We start from the raw sequence: 18,704 nt of genomic DNA, 5'->3' as shown, positions 1-18,704 counted from the left end.
TTTGAATTAATCGTCGTGGCCCAGGCGTGCGGCCACTAACCGTGTCAGTCGCTCCCCGATGGTGACCCATCTTTCGTGCTACGCCAGTTGCGACACGCAAATCCTATCAGGCACCGCGGTCCCCGCGGCGGTTCGCGCGTCCGAGCTCGTCGACGACGAGCAGTTCCGGCCGGAACCGGTCGGTGTCGTGCGCGACCCTCGCGATGAGGTGCGCGGCCATCGGTGCGGTCAGCGCCTGGAAGGCCACGATCGCGACCGAGAGCGTGACGGTGCCGAGGGTGAAGTTATTGACCGCGACATCCACCGTCACGGCGATGAGGCCGAAGATCTGCGGCTTGGTCGCCGCGTGCAGCCTGCTGAGGACGTCGGGAAAACGCAGCAGGCCGACGCCGGCCGCGAGGCACATCAGGGCGGCGGAGAGCACGAGCACCGCCGTCACCACGTCGCCGATCACTGCGGTCACGAGCGCTCCTTCCCGCCGAGGAAGCGGCCGACGGCGAGCGAGCCGAGCACCGCGAACAGGGCGAGCACGAGCAGCACCGGCAGGGTGTCGACGTGCCGGTTGATCGCCATCTCCGCGCCGAGCGCGCAGATCACGGTCGCGACGAGCACGTCGGAGGCGATCACGCGGTCGAGAACAGAGGGGCCGCGAATGATGCGGTACACCGCGCACAGTCCCCCGGCGCCGAAGAGCACGGCGGCTACGATCACGACGACTCCCATCAGGTTTCCTTTCCCGTGTCGTCCAGGTTCCGGCGGTCCCTGTCGTCGTCATTCCGAGCGGATGCCGGGCGCGCGTCCCCGGCCACGGCGCCCGTTGCCGCCGCAACGGCGGCCACGGCGTCGCCGAGGGCGAGTCTTTCGAGGTCTTCGCGCGAGCCGAAGGCGCGCACGATGCGCCGCTCGGTCGCGAGCACGCTCATCCGGAACCGGTCGATCTGGGCGGGCGTGCGCACGTTCAGCACGTGCAGGTAGAGCGTTGAGCTCACCCGGTCGGTGTCGATGACGATCGATCCTGGCACGATCGAGGTCGCAACGGCCGTCCAGGTCAGGATGAGGTCGCTCCGGGTGCCCAGCGGCACCGCGATGATCGCGCTGTCCGGACCGGCGGGCCTCCGGACGGGCCTGAGGGCCAGCCAGGCGACCTGCACGGACGCGCGCACGATGTCGACAAACAGCCGCAGCAGGAAGGCGAGGGCGCCTGCCGGGCTGATCCGGCCGCTCAGCTGCACGGCGGGCAGGTAGAACACGACGGAGACGAGCGCGGCGAGCAAGGCGCCGGTCACGAGGTTGAGCCAGGAGAAGCTACCCCAGAGCAGCATCCAGAGCAGCACGAGCCCGAGCCAGAGCGGGAGCTGGTTCAGGACGGCGCCGCGGCGTTCCGCGCGGGTCGTCACGGTGTGCCGCCCGGGAAGACCGCGTCGACATAGTCGGTCGGGGCTTCGATGTCGGCGGCGGCCCGCGCGGCGAAGTCGAACACGGGACCCGCGAAGACCGTGAGTCCGATGGTCAGCACGAGCAGCCCGGCGGTCGCGCCGACCATGAGCCGTGAGACGGTCTTGGTCACGACCGTGCCGTCGTCGTGCGGGTCGTCGGTCAGGCGGTCGAGCATGGGCGAGTCGTAGTCCTCGACCTCGCGGCGCGGTCGCCAGAAGGCCATGTTCCACGCCCGGGCGAGTGCGTAGAGGGTCAGGAGCGACGTCGCGGCCCCCGCGCCGATCACGGCCCATGCGAGCGGGGTGCCGAGCTGGGCCCCGGCCTGGAACAGCGCGAACTTGCCGAGGAAGCCGGAGAACGGCGGGATGCCGCCGAGGTTCATCGCCCCGATGAAGAACAGCACCGCGACAACGGGAGCGGCCTTGAGCATGCCGCCCAGCCGGGCGAGGGAGGTCGTGCCGCCAACGCGCTCGATGAGCCCGGCCGAGAGGAACAGGGTGGTCTGGACGCTGATGTGGTGCACGACGTAGAAGATCGTCGCGGCGAGCGCGAGCGGGGTGCCGATCGCGATGCCGAAGATCAGGTAGCCGATATGGCTGACCAGGGTGAAGGACAGCAGCCTCTTGATGTCGGCCTGGGCGAGCGCGCCGAGAATGCCGATCAGCATCGTGAGCGCGGCGACGATGAGCAGCGGCACCTGGAACGGGTTGCTCGGGAAGAGCAGGGTCTGGGTGCGGAGGATCGCGTAGACGCCGACCTTGGTGAGCAGGCCCGCGAAGACCGCCGTGACCGGGGCGGGTGCGGTCGGGTAGGAATCCGGAAGCCAGAACGAGAGCGGGAACACGGCGGCCTTCACCGAGAACGCGAGGAGGAGCATCAGCCCGAGGATGCCCTGCACGTCTCCGGGCAGAGCGGGGATGCGTTCGGCGAGGAGTGCGAGGGTCACAGTCCCGGTCGCGCCGTAGATCAGGGCGATCGAGCTGAGGAAAAGGATCGAGGAGACCAGGCTGACGACGAAGTAGGTGACCCCGGCACGGATGCGCGCACCGGTGCCGCCGAGGGTGAGCAGCACGTAGCTGGCCGAGAGCAGCATCTCGAAGCCGACGTAGAGGTTGAACAGGTCCCCGGCGATGAACGCGTTGAACAGTCCTGCGGCGAGCACGAGGTAGGTCGGGTGGAAGATCGAGACGGGGGTTTCCCTGTCGCCGTCGATGATGCCCTGGCCGACGGCGAAGAGCAGCACGCCGAGGAGCATCACGGCCGAGACGAGCAGCATCAGAGCGGAGAGTCGGTCCACGACGAGCACGATCCCCCACGGCGCCTGCCAGCCGCCGACGTACACGACGGCGGGTCCCTGCTGGTCGACGAGAACGAGGAGCGTGGCGCTGATCAGGGCGACCGCGGTCAGCGAGGCGACGCCGACAGCGATCTGGGTCACGGTGCGCCGGCCGAGGGCGAGCGTGATCGCGCTGCCGAGCAGCGGGATGGCGACGACGAGGGGGACGAGGATGGTCGCAAGGTTCATCGGGCGGCATCCGTGTCCCCGGGGCGGGCGGGCGCTCCGTCGTCGTAGTCGTCCGGGTCGTCGTGATCGTCGGGGTCGTCATGATCGCTCGCGTCGAGGGAGGCGCGCACGGCCGCGTCATCGTCTGCGGAGGACCGGAAGTCCTGCTCCGCGGAGGATGCGGTCTCCGCAGCGTGCTCGTCGGTGAGCGTGTCGCCCTCGTCGCCGAGCTGGGCGAGCCACCAGGCGCGGTAGACCAGGGCGAGGATGAGGGCGGTCACGCCGAAATTGATCACGATCGCGGTCAGCATCAGGATCTGCGGCACGGGATCGACCATGCCGGCGTCGCTCGCGGTTCCGGTGATGATCGGCGAGCTGCCGGGCCGGCCGCTCATGATGAAGATCAGCAGGTTGGTCGCGTTCCCGACGAGCACGAACCCGATCAGCACCCGGGTCAGGCTGCGCTCGAGCATGATGTAGACGCCGGCCGCATAGAGCACGGCCATGACGACGACGAGGGTCAGGGAGGCGCTCACGGGACTACCTCCGGCACCGGCACGGCGCCGGGTCCTGGCACCGGGGCACCCGCGGCATCGGAGCCGGAACCGGTCGCGGATGCGTCGGACCCGGCGGGCGGAGCCTCACCGGCCTCGCTCTGCCGGTCGATCTCGCTGCCGAGGCTGCGGAGGATGTCGAGTGCCAGGCCGATCACGACGAGGTAGACGCCGATGTCGAAAACAGTGGAGGTGCCGAAGGAGAGGTGCCCGAGCACGGGAACGTCGACGCTCGCGTACGCCGATTGCAGGGGGATCCCCGTGACGAACAGTGAGGCGACCGCGATGCCGACGGCGAGGATCACGCCGAGGCCGAGGATCTTGCCCGGGTCGATCGGGGCGGCTTCGCCGAGTTCGTAGCGTCCTCCGGCGAGGTAGCGGGCGACGAGGGCGAGCCCGGCAAGGAGCCCGCCGGCGAATCCGCCCCCTGGCGCGTTGTGCCCGGCGAAGAGCAGGAACACCGACACGACGATCGCGGGGTGGAAGAGAAGCCGCACGATGACCTCGATCAGGATCGATCGGTCCTCCGGCTTGATCGTGCGCCCGGCGAGCAGCCAGGACTGTCGGGTGACGGCGTGGCCGGCCGAGGATGCCTGCGGGTCGGCGACGACGCGGCGACGGTTGCGCGGAGACCGTTGGGTTCGGGAGCCCTTCAGACGCGGCAGGGTCTCGGTACGCCCGGACACGAAGAGCAGGCTCGCGACGCCGGTCGCGACGACGATGAGCACGGACACCTCTCCCATCGTGTCCCAGGCCCGGATGTCGACGAGTGCGACGTTGACGATGTTGGTGCCATGCGCATCGAGCGTCAGGCGCGGCAGCTCGAGCGCGATGCTCGGCGCCTGCCGGGCGCCGAGGGCGATCACCGCGATGGTGCCCATCGTCGCCCCGACGAGCACCCCGATCAGGGCGCGGCGCCTGCGATGCAACGGCGCGTTCGGCCGGGTGACCGTCGCCGGCAGCCGGCGCAGCACGAGCACGAAGACCACGAGGGTCATCGTCTCCACGAGCGCCTGGGTCAGGGCGAGGTCGGGTGCGCCGTGGAACGCGAACAGGGCCACGAGGCCATAACCGGTGACTCCCGCGAGCAGCACCGACGTCATCCGCTGCCCGGACCGGGACGCCGCGATCGCCGCAACGCCCATGATCACGGCGATGATGACCTGGCCGGGGTAGTCCCAGAGCACGACCGAGTCCGGCCAGGTGCGGTTGACCAGGGCGGCGAAGCCGAGCGCGAGCACGAAGACCACGAGGATCGTGCCGAGGTACTGGGGCAGCCCGCCGCGCTGCGCGAAATGGGTGAGCCTCGCCGCGGTGCGATCGACGCTGCGCACGAGAAGCCCGTAGCCACGACCGGCGTCGACGGTGCCGGGAACTCGCTCCTGCAGCACCGCGACCCTGCGACGCTTCCAGAACATCGCGGCGCCGAGAGTGAGCACGACACCGGTGATGCCCAGGGCGGGTTCGAATCCGTGCCAAAGGGCGAGGTGCGCGTGCCCGCCGCCGGGGACGGTGTCCGCGTACGGCGTGAGCAGCGGGTCGAGCCGGTTGGCCAGCGGGCCGAGCGCGATCGTCGCGACGGCGAGTAGTCCAGGGGCGATCAGAATGTCCCAGCGGCTCGGGTGCAGGGCCGTTTGCGCCAGCGCCGGCCTCGTTCCGAACGCGCCGTGGAAGAAGCGGATGCTGTACGCCACGGTCAGCAGGGAGCCCACCGCCGTGCCGACGAGCGCCACCCAGCCCCAGCCGTCGCCGCGCAGTGCCGCCTCGAGGAATGCCGTGAAGACGGCCTCCTTGGCGACGAATCCGAGCAGGGGCGGAAGGCCGGCCATTGACGCCACGGCGACGAGCGCGATCACGGCGAGCGCCGGGTCGCTGCGGCCGATTCCGGAAAGCTTCCGGAGGTCGCGGGTGCCCGCGCGGTGGTCGATGATCCCCACGACGAGGAAGAGCGCCGCCTTGTAGAGCGCGTGGGCGAGGAGGAGCGCGGCCCCGGCGAGCGCCGCGTCGCGGGTGCCGAAACCGACGACGACCATGATGAAGCCGAGCTGGCTCACGGTTCCGTAAGCGAGCACGAGCTTGAGGTCGTGCTGCCGCAGGGAACGCCAGGCGCCCACGAGCATGGTCCAGACGCCGATCGTGACGAGCACCGGCATCCACCCCTCGGTGTCTGCGTACCCGGGGGCGAGACGGGCGACGAGGTAGATGCCGGCCTTGACCATGGCTGCGGCGTGCAGGTAGGCGCTGACCGGGGTGGGGGCGGCCATGGCGGCGGGGAGCCAGAAGTGGAAGGGGACGAGAGCCGACTTGGACAGGGCCCCGACGAGGATGAGCAGGATCGCCCAGGTCGCGACCGGGCCGGTGACGGGTTGGGCGACGAGCAGGGCGAGCGAGGTCGTCCCTGCCTCGACGCTGAGCATCACGACGCCGACGAGCATGACGAGTCCGCCGAAGGTCGTCACGATCAGGGCCTGGAGCGCGGCGCCCCTGCTCTCCCTGCGGAAGGTGTAATGGCCGATCAACAGGTAGGAGAGCACGCTCGTGATCTCCCAGAACATGAACATCACGACCACGTCGTCCGCGGTCACGAGCCCGTACATGGTGCCGGCGAAGGCGAGGAGGCAGGCTGCGAAGCGGCCGAGCGCCGGTTCGTCCGCGTCGAAGTAGCGGGCGCAGTACACGAGCACGAGGGCGCCGACGCCGGTCACGACGAGGGCGAGCAGCCAGGCGAGGGTGTCGACGCGGAAGGACAGCGCGACGCCGAGCTGCGGGATCCACGGAATGGTCGAGGTTTCCGACCCTCCGCGCGTGACCGTCGCGGTCTGGGTGAGCGTGAAGACGAACGCCGCCGCAGGCAGAAGCGCAATCAGGTAGAACACCCTGGTCGACAGCACGCGGGTGAGTGCCGGCGTCAGGACGGACAGCGCCAGGAAGGCGAGCAGGATCGTCGTCATGTGGCCTCCGGCTCTGTTTCTCGGGTCAGGGGTATGGAAAAACAGTCTACCGAGTGCCCCGTGGACGAACCCCGTTAGGGGGCGCAGGCGCCCCGCGGGTAGGGTGGGCGAAAGCAACTGGATCGGAAGTGCCCCCCATGACGAGTGCCATCCGGGGGCCGCAACGCCCCGATCCGACCGGGTCAGGGGCTGAGGCAGAGCCAGAGGAGCCTCACGAGCACGGGCACCACGGCCTGCCCGTCGAGACGCCGCTCGAGCACATCCACGACGCGACGAGCGTGCACGAGGATGCCGGCCTGCACAAGGGACTCAAGGCCCGCCAGGTGCAGATGATCGCCATCGGCGGCGCAATCGGCACCGGGCTGTTCCTCGGTGCCGGCGGCCGGCTGGCGTCAGCGGGTCCCTCCCTCGTCTTCGTCTACGCGATCTGCGGGTTCTTCGCGTTCCTGATCCTGCGGGCCCTCGGCGAGCTCGTGCTGCACCGCCCCTCTTCCGGATCGTTCGTGTCGTATGCCCGTGAGTTCTTCGGCGAGAAGGCCGCGTTCGTCACCGGCTGGCTGTACTGGATCAACTGGGTGATGACCGCGATCGTCGACGTCACCGCCGTCGCGCTGTACATGAATTTCTTCGCCAAGTATTGGGCGCCCTTCGGGAGCGTGCCGCAGTGGCTCTACGCACTGACGGCCCTCGCGGTCGTGCTGTGCCTCAACCTCCTGTCGGTGAGCGTGTTCGGCGAGCTCGAGTTCTGGTTCGCACTGATCAAGGTCGTCGCGATCGTGTCCTTCCTGCTGGTCGGAACCTGGATGGTGATCTTCGGCACCCCGATCCCCGGCCAGGAGGCCGGCTTCAGCCTGATCGCGGACAACGGCGGCTGGTTCCCGAACGGGGTGCTCGCCTCGATCGTCGTCGTGCAGGGCGTCGTCTTCGCCTACGCCTCGATCGAACTCGTCGGCACGACCGCGGGCGAGACCGCACACCCCGAGACGGTGATGCCGAAGGCGATCAACACCGTGATCGTGCGCATCGCGGTCTTCTACGTCGGCTCGATCCTGCTGCTCTCGCTGCTGCTGCCGTACACCGCGTACCAGGCGGGCGTCAGCCCGTTCGTGACATTCTTCGGCAGCATCGGCGTCGGCGGGGTCGACGTGCTCATGAATCTCGTCGTGCTGACCGCAGCGCTGTCCTCGCTCAATGCCGGCCTCTACTCGACGGGACGGATCCTCCGGTCGATGTCGCTCGCGGGATCGGCGCCGCGCTTCGCCGGAAAGGTGAGCCGGACCGGGGTGCCGTTCGGCGGCATCCTCCTGACCGGCGTCGTCACCCTGCTCGGCGTCGGCCTCAATGCGATCGTGCCGGACGAGGCGTTCGAGATCGTGCTCAACATGGCGGCGATCGGGATCATCAGCGCGTGGGGGATGATCGTGCTCTGCCAGCTGCGCCTGCAGGCATGGGCGAAGCGCGGGATCTTGAAACGGCCGGCGTTCCGCCTGTTCGGCGCGCCGTACACCGGTTATGCGAGCCTCGGATTCCTGGCGACGGTTCTCGTGCTAATGGCCTTCGACTGGCCGGTCGGCACGCTCACGATCAGTTCCCTGATCGTGATCATTCCGGCGCTCGTGGTCGGCTGGTATGCCTGCCGCGGCCGGATCCTGCAGATCGCGCTCGCCCGCGACGGCAAGACAGGGGCCTTCCCGATCAAGGCCAACCGGCCGCTCGCCGACGAGAACGGGACCGGGACGCGTCGCCGCTAGCACGCCACCCGACACGGAGCAGTCGTAGCCGACGGGCCTGGCCTCCGGCGTACCAGGCGAGTCGCTACCCGGACCAGCGTCGCGGTGGAACGGGCGCCCTCCGCTCCTCCTGCGCCTGCCGTGAGATAGCATAATTCAGGAGGTCATCAGCCATGGGGGCGCAACTGGGGCGATGGGTCGGTCTGGTCATCGCGGGACTCGACCTTAGCGCGGCGAGCCTGCTCTGGTTCATCGTCGCAGCCGGGAATCCGACGGGTAGTGCAGCCCCGTTCGAGTACCTGGTCTTCGGTGTGCTCCCGGTGTTCTACGACCCGAGCGCACCAGCGCTCCGAGCGATCCTCGGCGCCATCGCCCTCGCCATACTCTTCGCCGCCGGCATCGGCCTCCTCGAAAGCCGGACGACGAACAAGTCCCGCAGGTCCTCCAACGCAAGCCGCCACCCGCTCGCGCCGAAGATCGTCATGGCCAGGAACGGGGGCGTCTTCACCGGCCCCGTCACGGTGACCGTGCTGATCCCCGCTCACAACGAGGCCCTGTCGCTGCCCGCGACCCTGGCCTCTCTCTTCGCCCAGTCGCATCCGCCGGAACGTGTGATCGTCGTGGCGGACAACTGCACCGACTCCACCGTCGCCATCGCCCGCGGACACGGCGTCAAGTTGTTCGAATCCGTGGACAACACCCAGAAGAAGGCCGGCGCGCTCAACCAGGCACTCAAGCGGGTGCTTCCCGGCCAGCTCGACAACGACGTCGTCATGATCATGGACGCTGACACCGCGCTCGACGACGGCTTCCTCGCCGCGGCCGTTGCCCGATTCGAGAGCGACCGCGCCCTGATGGCGATCGGGGGCCTCTTCTACGGGGAACCGGGGTTCGGCCTGCTCGGACTCCTGCAGCGCAACGAATACGTGCGTTATTCCCGAGAACTCGCCAGGCGGCGCGGCCGCGTCTTCGTCCTGACCGGGACGGCATCGTTGTTCCGGCCACTCGCGCTGCGCTACATCGCCGAGAACCGCGGTCTCGCGATCCCCGAGGTGCCCGGCGACGTCTACGACACACACGCGCTCACCGAGGACAACGAGCTGACCCTCGCGTTGAAGTCCCTCGGTGCCCTGATCACCTCCCCCGCCGCGTGCACCGTGGTGACCGAGCTGATGCCGACACTCCCCGCCCTCTGGCAGCAGCGCCTGCGCTGGCAACGCGGCGCCCTCGAGAACATCGGCGCGTACGGGCTGACCCCGGCGACCCTGCGCTACTGGGCGCAGCAGCTCGGCATCGGGTACAGCGTCATTGCCCTGACCTCGTTCCTGACCTTGATCCTGGTCACCCTGCTCGCCGCGAGCACCTGGATCTGGTTCCCGTTCTGGCTCGGTCTCGGGACGATCTTCATCGTCGAGCGCGTCGTCACCGTGTGGGAGGGCGGGTGGTGGGCCCGGCTGCTCGCGCTCACCGTCCTCCCCGAACTCTGCTTCGACATGTTCCTGAATGCGGTCTACGTCAAGGGCATCATCGACATCACTCTCGGCCGTCAGGCCGGCTGGGAGCACGCAACAATCAAGACACGAAACGTGGGGGCCAGCTGATTCCGATGTCATCACTCCTCACCCTGCAGGCGCTCACGCCGCCCCTGGCGATGCCGACCGGCATCCTGTTGCCGGATTCGGTCCTGGCCTCGACATTCTTCGCGATCTTTTGAGCGTTCGTCGGGATCAATACGGTCATCTACGTTGCGCTCGCAGTGACCAAGATCCTGCCGAAAATCTACCTGACCGATCTGATCAGGGGCAGGAACCGTCGGGCCACGGCCCGGAGCATCTACGGGGTGGATTCGCCGCCTGCACAGCCGCAGGCGCGCGTTCACGCTGGAATGCACTCGGCCCGGAATTCGGCCAGGTCCCCGGCTCGGCAGCCCTCGCGGCATCCTCCACGGCACTCCACGCAGCCCCCGGAGGGATCGCCCGCGCAGCCATCACCTTCACCTTCACCGTCGCCACCGCGCCGCTGACAGGGTACCGAGACGCGCGAGGCTCCCGTTACCCGGCCGAGCGGCGCCGGATCACCAGCTGGCTCACGAGCACGAGCACGAGCGCGGCGACGAGGATACCGACGTAGACGAACGGCACGGAGGTGATGCCTGAGCGTTCGAGGAGGATCCCGCCGAGGAGGGCGCCGCCGCCGATCCCGGTGTTGAACGCGGTCGTGTAGAAAGCGCTCGCGGTGTCGCGGATGCGACGGGAGGCGGTGTGCATCAGCCGGGTCTGCAGGAGGGCGGGGAGGGCGCCGAACGCGATGCCCCAGAGCAGGAACGCGATGATGGCGACCGGGAGCAGGCCGCTCCAGATGCTCAGCGCCGACACACTGACCGCGCTCACGACGAGGCCGAGCACGAGGCCGAGCTGGGGCCGGGCGGCGAACACCGTGCCGCTCAGGAGCAGTCCGACGGCACCGGCGATCCCATAAGCGAAGAGGAACGGAGCGATCGTGGACGGATCGACCCCGAGGCCGTCGATCAGGAACGGCGCGATGTACGTGTAGAAGGAATAGTGACCGATCATGATCAGGGCTGCGATGACGCAGATCAGAGCGACGGGAGCGATCGTCGGGTCCCGGAGCTCTGGCGCCTGGGGGCGCGGGGCCGGGTCGGTCACGGCTGCCGGGTCGGTCACGGATGCTGACGTGGTCTCGACCGGCGCCGCGCTCGCGTCCGAGGCGTCGAGGGCGGATGCCGCGGCATCCGCTACCTGCCCCGGCGCACCCCGGTCGCCGCGCGGCGGGGAGACGTAGTGCTCAACCTTCGGGAGGAACCGCCAGACGAGGGCCGCGCCAATGAGCATGAGCACGGCGAGCAGGACGAAGGACAGGCGCCAGCCGAGCGCATGCCCGGCCGCCGTCCCGAGCGGCACGCCGAAAACGAAGGCGAGGGTGCCGCCGGAGATCGTGATCGAGATCGCCCGGCCGATCTGTTCCTTGGGCACGAGGTGGGCTGAGTACGCGCCGACGACGCCCCAGAACAGGCCATGGGCGAGGCCGCCGAGCACCCGGGTGGCGACGACGAGTTCGTAGCTGGGGGCGAGCGCGGTGAGCACGTTGCTGAGCGCGAAGACGAGGAGCACGAACACGATCAGTCCGTGCCGGGGCAGTCGTTTCGTGAGCAGGGCCAGCGGGGTGCTCGTGAGCACGACGGTGAACGCGAACCAGCTCACGAGCAGGCCGGTCTGCGACTGCGGCACTCCGAGCGATCCGCTCATCTCCGGGAGCAGGCCGGTCGGCAGCATCTCGCTGGTGACGGAGAGGAACACGGCACCGGAGAGGGCGAGCAGCCCGATCCAGGGGAAGCGGGCCGGAGGCGTCGAGGCGACCGAGCCGGTGCGGGGGCGGTCGGAGTGCGCCGTGGCGGTGTTGGCGGGATCGAAGCGGGGCAGCTCGATCGGCGAAGTCAGGGACATCGGTGTGCTCACAGAGGGCTGGGCCTGCAGCCCGCGCGGGGCGAGGCCGGCGCCAGCCGGATCGTGTGCGCGCAGCGTGCGCGCCCGGGGCCTGTCGCTTGTGCCGGCCGCATCCAGCCTAACCGACAGCCCGACAGCAGCCGATAGCCTAGACGGATGACTAGTTCCACTCCGCTGCCCGCACACCACCACTGGGTCATCGCCCTCGTCTGCGTCGACCAGCCGGGCATCGTCCACGCCGTGAGCGGCGCCATCGTGCTGGCTCACGGCAACATCACCGAGAGCCAGCAGTTCACGAGCGCCGACACCGGCCGGTTCTTCATGCGACTCCAGATCGAGACTCCCGCCTCACGCGAGGAGCTCACGGCGGCGCTCGCACCCGTCGCCGAGCGCTACGCGATGACGTCGGTGATCGACGTCGTCGGCCGCCCGCTCCGCACCCTCGTGCTCGCCTCGACGGCGGGCAACTGCGTGAACGACCTGCTCTTCCGGCACCGGGGCGGCCAGGTGCCGATCGAGATCCCGCTGGTGCTGAGCAACCACGGCACCCTGCGCGACCTCGTCGGCTTCTACGGGGTGCCGTTCGAATCGCTCCCCATCACGGATGCCGCGAGCAAGGCCGCCTTCGAAGCCCGGGTCATCCAGGCGATCGAGGACAACGACATCGAGCTCGTCGTGCTCGCGCGGTACATGCAGATCCTGTCCCCTGAGCTGTGCGCGGTCCTCGAGGGCCGGGCCATCAACATCCACCACTCGTTCCTGCCGGGGTTCAAGGGCGCGAACCCGTACAAGCAGGCCCACGCGCGCGGGGTCAAGCTGATCGGGGCGACCGCTCACTTCGTGACGAGCGACCTCGACGAGGGACCGATCATCGAGCAGAACGTGGTCCGTGTGGACCACTCCCGCACGCCGGCCGAGCTCGTCGCGATCGGCCAGGACGAGGAGAGCCGTACCCTCACGCAGGCGGTGACCTGGTTCGCCGAGCACCGGGTGCTGCTCGATGGGGCCCGTACGATCATCTTCAAGTAGCCGCCGGCATCCGTCACCTTTCCGGTCGAGGGCGACCGTTCCACCGGGCACTCTCGACCGGAAAGGTGAACCTCGCGGAACGGTAGAGTTGGCGGGTGACTGACTCCCGTGCCCTGCCGAAGATCGGGTTCAACGACGTTCTGCGGTTCCTGCTCGAATTGTTCGCGTTCATTTCGCTCGCGGTGTGGGGCTTCACGACCTGGCCGTTCCCGTGGCCCGCGCTGCTCGTCGGTATCGTCGCCCCCGCATTCGCGATCATCCTCTGGGCGCTGTTCCGGTCGCCGAAGGCCGTCTTCCGGCTCGACGCGTTCGGCAAGGCGATCATCGAGATCGCCGTGTTCGGCGCTGCCGCGATCGCGTGGTGGGACATGGGCCTGCCGATCATCGGCGGCGTCTTCGCGGTCGTCGCGACGTTCAGCGGCGTCCTCTCCGGTCGCGCCGAACTCCGCTAGCGGCCGTTCCGTCGACAACTGTCGCCGGAACGGACAACTGTTACCGGTGCGCCGGACGCAGCTGTCCGAAACGGCAACAGTCAGGCGGGACGGACCGCGCGAGTCTCCCGCGGCATCCGCACGGCGAAGGCGCTCGTCGCGAGGAAGAACACCGCACCGACACCGAACGCGACCGGGTACGAGACGGAGTCTGCGAGCAGGCCCGCCGCGAGCGGGCCGATGATCGCCCCAAAGTCAGAGAACATCGAGAAGACCGCGACCGGGCGTCCGCCGCCGGCCCCCGCTGCGTCGCCGACCGCGGCGGCCGGAGCCGTACCGAGGAACGCCGACGCGACCCCGTACACGCAGAGCAGAACGGTCAGCACCATGATGTTGGGCGCGAACGGCACGGCGAAAATGGTCACGGCCGCGAGCAGGCATGCTCCGATGATCGCCGGGCGGCGTCCGACGGTGTCGACGAAGCGGGCAGCCGGCGCGAGTGCGAGCGTCTGGGCGACCGCCGCGACGGCGAAGGCAACACCGGTCCACGAGCTCGGTCCGCGCAACACCTCGACGACGAGCACAGGGATCAGCGCGTTGCGCACACCGAACGAGGTCCAGCCCTGCGCGAAGTTGGCCAGGCACGCGGCCCGGAACCGGGGGTCGGCGAGCACCGTGCGGAACAGGACCCGGGGCGCCGACCCGCCGGAGGCATCAGCCGGCGCGTTGCGATAGCCGGGGCTCAGCAGCAGCAGCCCGAGCACACCGGCGATCGCGAGAGTGCCTGCGTAGAAGAAGAACGGCGCGGTGAGGGAGATCGTCGCGAGCAGGCCGCCGAGGGCGGGGCCGGCCATGCCGCCGAGGAGGAACCCGCCCTGGTAGAAGCCGATGGCGCGGCCGCGGATGCCCGGAGCGGTCGCGCCGAGCAGGAGCGTCATCGCCGAGACGGTGAACATCGCGGAGCCGATGCCCCCTGCCCCGCGCAACAGGAGCAACTGCGGGTAGTTCTGGGCGATGCCCGCGAGCCCGCTCGAGAGCGCGACGATGCCGATGCCCGCCGCGAGGATGGTCCGCTCCCCCGCCCAGTCGATCAGGCGCCCGCAGAAGGGGCTCGCAACGAACCGCATCAGCGCGAACGCGGAGACGACCGCGCCGATCTCGAGGTTGCCGACGCCGAAGCTGCGCACGTAGACCGGAAGCACGGGGACGACGACGCCGAAACCGACCATGACGAAGAAGGCGATCCCGCCGAGGACGAGCACGTCCCGGGAGAGTCGCGGCTGCGCATCCGCCCCAGTGGACGGCGTGCGGGGGCGGAAGAGGCGCATCTACTCAGGCTAGGCCGTCCGGGTGGGGTCGGCGTGCGGCGGATGCCACGGCTCAGCTCACGAGCACACTCGCCGGTTCGGGGCGTACCGGTGCGCTCCCGGCAGCGATCGCGGCATCCCGCCGCCCGCCGATGGCCCGGAGCGCGTTGAGGATCGTCGCGAGGTCGACGAGCTCCTGGAGGAGCGCCCCGATCGTCGCCGGGATCAGCCCGAACGCGGCGAGGCCCATCAGGACCAGGCTCAGCGCGATGCCGAGCCAGATGCTCTGCAGCGCGATCCGGATGGTGTCCTGCCCGATCACGACCGCCCGGGCCGTGCGCGAGAGGTCGTCGATCAGGATGACGACATCGGCGGACTCGCTCGCAGCGGTCGCGCCACGGGCACCCATTGCGATCCCGACATCCGCCACCGCGAGCACGGGCGCGTCGTTGACCCCGTCGCCGACCATGATCACCGGTCGCTTGTCGATCCCGCGCACTGCGTTGACCTTGTCGACCGGCAGGCAGTCGGCCTGCACGTTCTCGATGCCCACGAGACCGGCGATGTGCTCGGCCGTCGGCCGGGCGTCACCGGTGAGCATGATCGCATTGTGGATGCCGAGGTCTGCGAGCTCCCCGATCGTCTGGCGGGCGTTGCCCCTCAGCCGGTCGCTCGCGACGATGCTCCCGGCGAAGTGCCCGTCGACGGCGACATAGATGGCGAGTTCGCCGCCGTCGAGCGGGGTCGCTGCGGCGTCCGGCGCCTTCGCTGCGATGTAGGAGAACTTGCCGACGGCGACCTCACGGCCGTCGAGCGTGGCGACGACGCCGTGGGCGGGCACCTCGCTCGCCGTGTCGCTCGCGGTGAGTTCGAGGTCTTTGGCCCTGGCCGCAGCGATGATGGATGCCGCGAGCACGTGCGACGAGTACTGCTCGGCCGACGCGGCGAGCGCCAGCACCTCGTCAGCGTCGAACCCGCCGGCGGGCAGCACCCGGGCGATCGTTGGGGTGCCGTGCGTCAGCGTCCCGGTCTTGTCGAAGACGACGGTCCGGGCGGTCGAGAGAGTCTCGAGCACTCCGCCGCCCTTGACGATGATGCCGTTGCGGGCCGCACGGCTCATGCCACCCATGAAGGCGATCGGCGCCGAGATGAGCAGCGGGCACGGTGTGGCGACGACGAGCACCTCGGCGAAGCGCACCGGATCCCCGGTGAGCAGCCAGGCGAGACCCGCGACGGCCAGCGCGACCGCGGTGAACGGCACCGCGTAGCGGTCGGCGAGCCGCACGACGGGAGCCTTGCTCGCGGAGGCCTCCTCGACGAGGGCGACGATCTGCTGGTACTGGCTTTTCGCCGCGGTCGCCGTTGCGCGGATCGTCGCGGCCGCCTGGCCGTTGATCGACCCCGAGAGGATGCCGTCTCCGGCGCTCCGCTCCACCGGCAGGCTCTCCCCGGTGAGGGACGACTCGTCGAAGGCGGCGCTCGCGGAAACGAGTTCGCCGTCGACGGGGACGATCTCCGCCGGACGCACCAGAAGCAGGTCTCCCGGCTGCACCTCCGTCACGGGCACGTCGTCGACGTCCGCCGGGTCGCCGGCACCGTTCAGGCGATGCGCGATCTGCGGTGCCCGGTTCAGCAGCGCGTTGAGTTCCCGCTTGGCGCGGTTCACGGCGAAGTCCTCGAGGGCTGCTCCCCCGGTGAGCATCAGCACGATCAGGATGGTCGCGACGTACTCGCCGACGAGCACCGTTGCGACGATGGCGGTGATCGCGAGCAGGTCAACGCCGAAGCTGCCGTGGCGCAGCTGCTTGACCATGCCCACGGCCGAGATTGCGGCGACGAACAGGCCGAAGCCGCCGAACAGCCAGGCCAGGGAGTCGGCGAAGCCGGCGAGGGCGAGCCCGATCCCGACCAGCCCGAGCACGATGGTCGCGGCGACAAGCGGATACCGCCGTACGGCGGCGAGCAGACGGGACATGCTTCAAGTCTCGTCCCGTCCCCCGTCCACCGCCAGCAAGGTGAGGCTCGCCTGTCAGGGGCGGATGCCCGGCCGACGACGCGCGCCGGGCATCCGTCTCGAGGGCGGTCGTCTCAGAGCACGAGCGCGGTCAGGAAGGCCGCCTTGATGGCCTCGCCGACCTTGGCCGGGTGCACGCAGTCGCCGAGCTGATGCACGTTGTCGCGCCCTTCGAGCGCTGCGTGAGCGCCGTGTCCGGACGCACCCCGAAGGCCGCGATCACCGTGGACACGATGACGTGCACGGCGCCGTCCTGGCCGGTCGCGGTGAGGCCGTCGGCGTCGACGGACGTGACGGTGTGCGCGGTGAGGATCCGGACGCTCTTCTCGGTGAGTTCGGGCCCGAGGCCGGCGAAGTCGGCGTCGCCCGCGGCGAGGGCGGCCTCCGCGTTCTCCGGGGTGTGGTTGCCGACGGCCATCACGGGGACGGAGACGACGTCCTTGAGTGCGCGGGCCGCCGGGACCCTGCACGCGTCGCCGAGGTGGTACGGCGGGAAGACGTAGTCCATGGTTTCGTATGACCCGTCGTCGGCGTATGACCCGTCGTCGGCGATGATGAGGTCGAGCCCTGCCACGGCGAGCACGACGGCGATGGCCTGGCCCTCCGCCGTCGTGCGGCCCCCGGCGAAACGGTGGTTGACCGAGAGGCGGAAGCTGACGGGCAGGCCAGGCGCGTTGGCCTTGACGGCGGCGATGATCTCGGTCGCGAACCGGCAGCGGTTCTCGACACTGCCGCCGTAGACATCCGTGCGGCGGTTCCACCAGGCGCTCATGAACTGGTCGATCAGGTAGCCCGTGTGGCCGTGGATGTCGATCGCATCCATCCCAGCGTCGCCGGCGCGGGCTGCGGCTTCGCCGAAGCGCCGGACGAGCAGGTGGATCTCGTCGATCTCAAGCGGCCGGCAGAGCACAATCGGGTCGGCATAGTGCGCGTTCCCGTGCGATGACCTATGATCGTCGACCTGAGGCGCATCCCGGACGGGAAATCGGGCGGAAAAAAATGGAGCAAGAGCGACGACCTGATTTGTTTCAATCCTCGGTGAGCCGCCAGAATGAAAACCGAAGAATCGCTATGGATTCGTTCCGGATGTCCGGTCCCGAAGCATCGCGAAGTCGATCGCGAGCAGGTATTTGATCCGCTCCTCGCGCATCCGCGCGTAGCCGGGGGCGTGGCCGTCGATCGTCTGGCGGATCAGGCGTGCGGCAAGGGCCTTCCGGATCTCGTAACTCGCGTCGTGTTGCGCGTTCTCGACGATCGCGGCCAGTTTCTCGTCGTCGTCCGCGACCGCGTGCAGGATGAGGGCGAGCCCGTTGTGGGCGCGACGACGGCGGGCGAGCCTGCCGATGTCGAGCCGCTCATCCTCTGTGAAGCCCTGCGACCAGCGCCGGGACGCAAGTTCCCGTCTTTCCTGCGCGACGCGGGCGGCATCCTCTTCGTTCTGCACCGCAAGAAGGAGCAGTTCTTCGCGCGCGACCGTCTGGTAGGACGATTCGTCGAAGTTGTCGTGCTCGCGGAGAGCACCGACGATGATGTGGTTCTTCACAGCCATCCGCACCGCGGAGAGGGCGATCAGGAGGCCCTCGTCGATGATCCGTTCCATGGCGTTCATCCGCGGCGCCGCATCAGACGCGAGGGTCGCGTGCGGGACACCGAATGCCAGTCAGGTGCCATACCGCGCCGCTTTCTCGTCCAGGTGAGAAACTATGTCTCCACACTGATTTTATGGGCATTCGACTCCCGTGCGCATGCCGCGCGCAATACCCGAAAGGTTCCGATGTCCCCTGTCGATCCCGCCTCGTCCTTCCCCGGCGTCGTCGAACGCCTCCGCGCGGCGGGATGCGTCTTCGCCGAGGAGGAAGCGGAGCTCCTCCTCGGCGAGGCTCGGTCGGCGGACGAGCTCGAGGACCTGCTGGAGCGCAGGGTGGGCGGGGAGCCGCTCGAATACGTCCTCGGCTGGGCGCTGTTCTGCGGGCTGCGGGTGCACGTCGAACCCGGGGTCTTCGTGCCGCGGCGACGCACAGAGGCGCTCGTGCGCGAGGCCGCCGGGCTCGCCGGTCGTGGTGCGATCGTCGTCGACCTCTGCTGCGGCACGGGAGCCGTCGGCGCCGCCCTGCTCTCGGCCCTGCCGGGGCTGGGACTCGACCTCCTGGCGGCGGACCTCGACCCGGTCGCAGTCCGCTGCGCCCGCGTCAACCTCCCGGGACGACCCGTGGTCGAGGGCGATCTTTTCGCCCCCCCTGCCCCTGGCCTTACGCGGCCGGATCGCGCTCCTGCTCGTCAACG

Annotated in this window: 16 protein-coding genes and 1 riboswitch; of the genes, 4 read left to right on the top strand and 12 right to left on the bottom strand. The window is 69.3% G+C overall.

Annotation, left to right across the window (positions count from 1 at the left end):
* Window positions 1–11: 11 nt before the first annotated feature.
* A riboswitch (ZMP/ZTP riboswitch) is annotated at window positions 12–101 on the bottom strand.
* Window positions 102–106: 5 nt separating this feature from the next.
* Genes mnhG through RCH22_RS19660 form a run of 6 tightly spaced genes read right to left on the bottom strand, consistent with a single transcriptional unit; the run spans window position 107 to window position 6,446 of the window.
* A complete protein-coding gene (mnhG, locus tag RCH22_RS19685) occupies window positions 107–463 on the bottom strand; it encodes a monovalent cation/H(+) antiporter subunit G (protein ID WP_323504808.1) in 357 nt (118 codons plus the stop codon).
* Entirely contained in the window at window positions 460–723 is a 264-nt protein-coding gene (locus RCH22_RS19680) for a monovalent cation/H+ antiporter complex subunit F (RefSeq protein ID WP_327015285.1), read from the bottom strand. Before RCH22_RS19680 ends, mnhG begins: the two co-directional genes overlap by 4 nt.
* Window positions 723–1,397 (bottom strand): Na+/H+ antiporter subunit E, encoded by a 675-nt coding sequence (locus RCH22_RS19675; protein WP_327015284.1) that lies wholly within the window; start codon window positions 1,395–1,397, stop codon window positions 723–725. The genes RCH22_RS19680 and RCH22_RS19675 overlap by 1 nt, the downstream gene beginning before the upstream one ends.
* Window positions 1,394–2,962, bottom strand: coding sequence for a Na+/H+ antiporter subunit D (locus RCH22_RS19670; protein ID WP_327015283.1), 1,569 nt, complete (start codon window positions 2,960–2,962; stop codon window positions 1,394–1,396). Before RCH22_RS19670 ends, RCH22_RS19675 begins: the two co-directional genes overlap by 4 nt.
* Window positions 2,959–3,477, bottom strand: a complete 519-nt coding sequence (locus RCH22_RS19665; protein WP_327015282.1) for an NADH-quinone oxidoreductase subunit K — start codon at window positions 3,475–3,477, stop codon at window positions 2,959–2,961. Before RCH22_RS19665 ends, RCH22_RS19670 begins: the two co-directional genes overlap by 4 nt.
* Window positions 3,474–6,446, bottom strand: coding sequence for a Na+/H+ antiporter subunit A (locus RCH22_RS19660; protein WP_327015281.1), 2,973 nt, complete (start codon window positions 6,444–6,446; stop codon window positions 3,474–3,476). The genes RCH22_RS19665 and RCH22_RS19660 overlap by 4 nt, the downstream gene beginning before the upstream one ends.
* A 137-nt stretch (window positions 6,447–6,583) precedes the next feature.
* Between RCH22_RS19660 and RCH22_RS19655 the strand changes: the two genes are divergently transcribed.
* Both RCH22_RS19655 and RCH22_RS19650 read left to right on the top strand, forming a co-directional pair.
* Window positions 6,584–8,197, top strand: coding sequence for an amino acid permease (locus RCH22_RS19655; RefSeq protein ID WP_327015280.1), 1,614 nt, complete (start codon window positions 6,584–6,586; stop codon window positions 8,195–8,197).
* Window positions 8,198–8,349: 152 nt separating this feature from the next.
* Window positions 8,350–9,777 (top strand): glycosyltransferase family 2 protein, encoded by a 1,428-nt coding sequence (locus RCH22_RS19650; protein ID WP_327015279.1) that lies wholly within the window; start codon window positions 8,350–8,352, stop codon window positions 9,775–9,777.
* A 450-nt stretch (window positions 9,778–10,227) separates the two neighbouring features.
* On the opposite strand, the gene RCH22_RS19645 is transcribed toward RCH22_RS19650, so the two are convergent.
* Window positions 10,228–11,640, bottom strand: a complete 1,413-nt coding sequence (locus RCH22_RS19645; RefSeq protein WP_327015278.1) for an MFS transporter — start codon at window positions 11,638–11,640, stop codon at window positions 10,228–10,230.
* Window positions 11,641–11,796: 156 nt separating this feature from the next.
* On the opposite strand from RCH22_RS19645, the gene purU reads away from it, so the two are divergent.
* Window positions 11,797–12,669: a formyltetrahydrofolate deformylase gene (gene purU, locus RCH22_RS19640; protein WP_327015277.1), complete on the top strand. Its 873-nt coding sequence runs from the start codon at window positions 11,797–11,799 to the stop codon at window positions 12,667–12,669.
* Between the two features lie 95 nt (window positions 12,670–12,764).
* Entirely contained in the window at window positions 12,765–13,121 is a 357-nt protein-coding gene (locus tag RCH22_RS19635) for a YrdB family protein (RefSeq protein WP_327015276.1), read from the top strand.
* Window positions 13,122–13,201: 80 nt separating this feature from the next.
* On the opposite strand, the gene RCH22_RS19630 is transcribed toward RCH22_RS19635, so the two are convergent.
* The 5 genes from RCH22_RS19630 to RCH22_RS19610 form a co-directional block, all read right to left on the bottom strand.
* Window positions 13,202–14,428, bottom strand: a complete 1,227-nt coding sequence (locus RCH22_RS19630; protein WP_327015275.1) for an MFS transporter — start codon at window positions 14,426–14,428, stop codon at window positions 13,202–13,204.
* 52 nt (window positions 14,429–14,480) lie between these two features.
* Window positions 14,481–16,382 (bottom strand): heavy metal translocating P-type ATPase, encoded by a 1,902-nt coding sequence (locus tag RCH22_RS19625; protein ID WP_327015274.1) that lies wholly within the window; start codon window positions 16,380–16,382, stop codon window positions 14,481–14,483.
* A gap of 130 nt (window positions 16,383–16,512) precedes the next feature.
* Entirely contained in the window at window positions 16,513–17,331 is an 819-nt protein-coding gene (locus tag RCH22_RS19620) for a hypothetical protein (protein WP_327015273.1), read from the bottom strand.
* 159 nt (window positions 17,332–17,490) lie between these two features.
* A complete protein-coding gene (locus RCH22_RS19615; RefSeq protein WP_327015272.1) occupies window positions 17,491–18,030 on the bottom strand; it encodes a hypothetical protein in 540 nt (179 codons plus the stop codon).
* 111 nt (window positions 18,031–18,141) lie between these two features.
* A complete protein-coding gene (locus tag RCH22_RS19610; protein ID WP_327015271.1) occupies window positions 18,142–18,702 on the bottom strand; it encodes a hypothetical protein in 561 nt (186 codons plus the stop codon).
* Between the last annotated feature and the right edge of the window lie 2 nt (window positions 18,703–18,704).

Source organism: Cryobacterium sp. GrIS_2_6, from assembly GCF_035984545.1.
Taxonomy (GTDB): Bacteria; Actinomycetota; Actinomycetes; order Actinomycetales; family Microbacteriaceae; genus Cryobacterium.
Note: the sequence above shows the minus strand (reverse complement) of the source record. Positions and strands in the feature narration are given on the sequence as shown.

Excerpts from the sequence above, each read along its gene's own strand:
- RCH22_RS19655 (WP_327015280.1), top strand. The coding sequence starts at position 6,584 with ATGACGAGTGCCATCCGGGGGCCGCAACGCCCCGATCCGACCGGGTCA.
- RCH22_RS19660 (WP_327015281.1), bottom strand. The coding sequence starts at position 6,446 with ATGACGACGATCCTGCTCGCCTTCCTGGCGCTGTCCGTCCTGACGCCG.
- RCH22_RS19615 (WP_327015272.1), bottom strand. The coding sequence starts at position 18,030 with ATGAACGCCATGGAACGGATCATCGACGAGGGCCTCCTGATCGCCCTC.
- RCH22_RS19680 (WP_327015285.1), bottom strand. The coding sequence starts at position 723 with ATGGGAGTCGTCGTGATCGTAGCCGCCGTGCTCTTCGGCGCCGGGGGA.
- RCH22_RS19650 (WP_327015279.1), top strand. The coding sequence starts at position 8,350 with ATGGGGGCGCAACTGGGGCGATGGGTCGGTCTGGTCATCGCGGGACTC.
- RCH22_RS19625 (WP_327015274.1), bottom strand. The coding sequence starts at position 16,382 with ATGTCCCGTCTGCTCGCCGCCGTACGGCGGTATCCGCTTGTCGCCGCG.
- RCH22_RS19645 (WP_327015278.1), bottom strand. The coding sequence starts at position 11,640 with ATGTCCCTGACTTCGCCGATCGAGCTGCCCCGCTTCGATCCCGCCAAC.
- purU (WP_327015277.1), top strand. The coding sequence starts at position 11,797 with ATGACTAGTTCCACTCCGCTGCCCGCACACCACCACTGGGTCATCGCC.
- RCH22_RS19670 (WP_327015283.1), bottom strand. The coding sequence starts at position 2,962 with ATGAACCTTGCGACCATCCTCGTCCCCCTCGTCGTCGCCATCCCGCTG.
- RCH22_RS19630 (WP_327015275.1), bottom strand. The coding sequence starts at position 14,428 with ATGCGCCTCTTCCGCCCCCGCACGCCGTCCACTGGGGCGGATGCGCAG.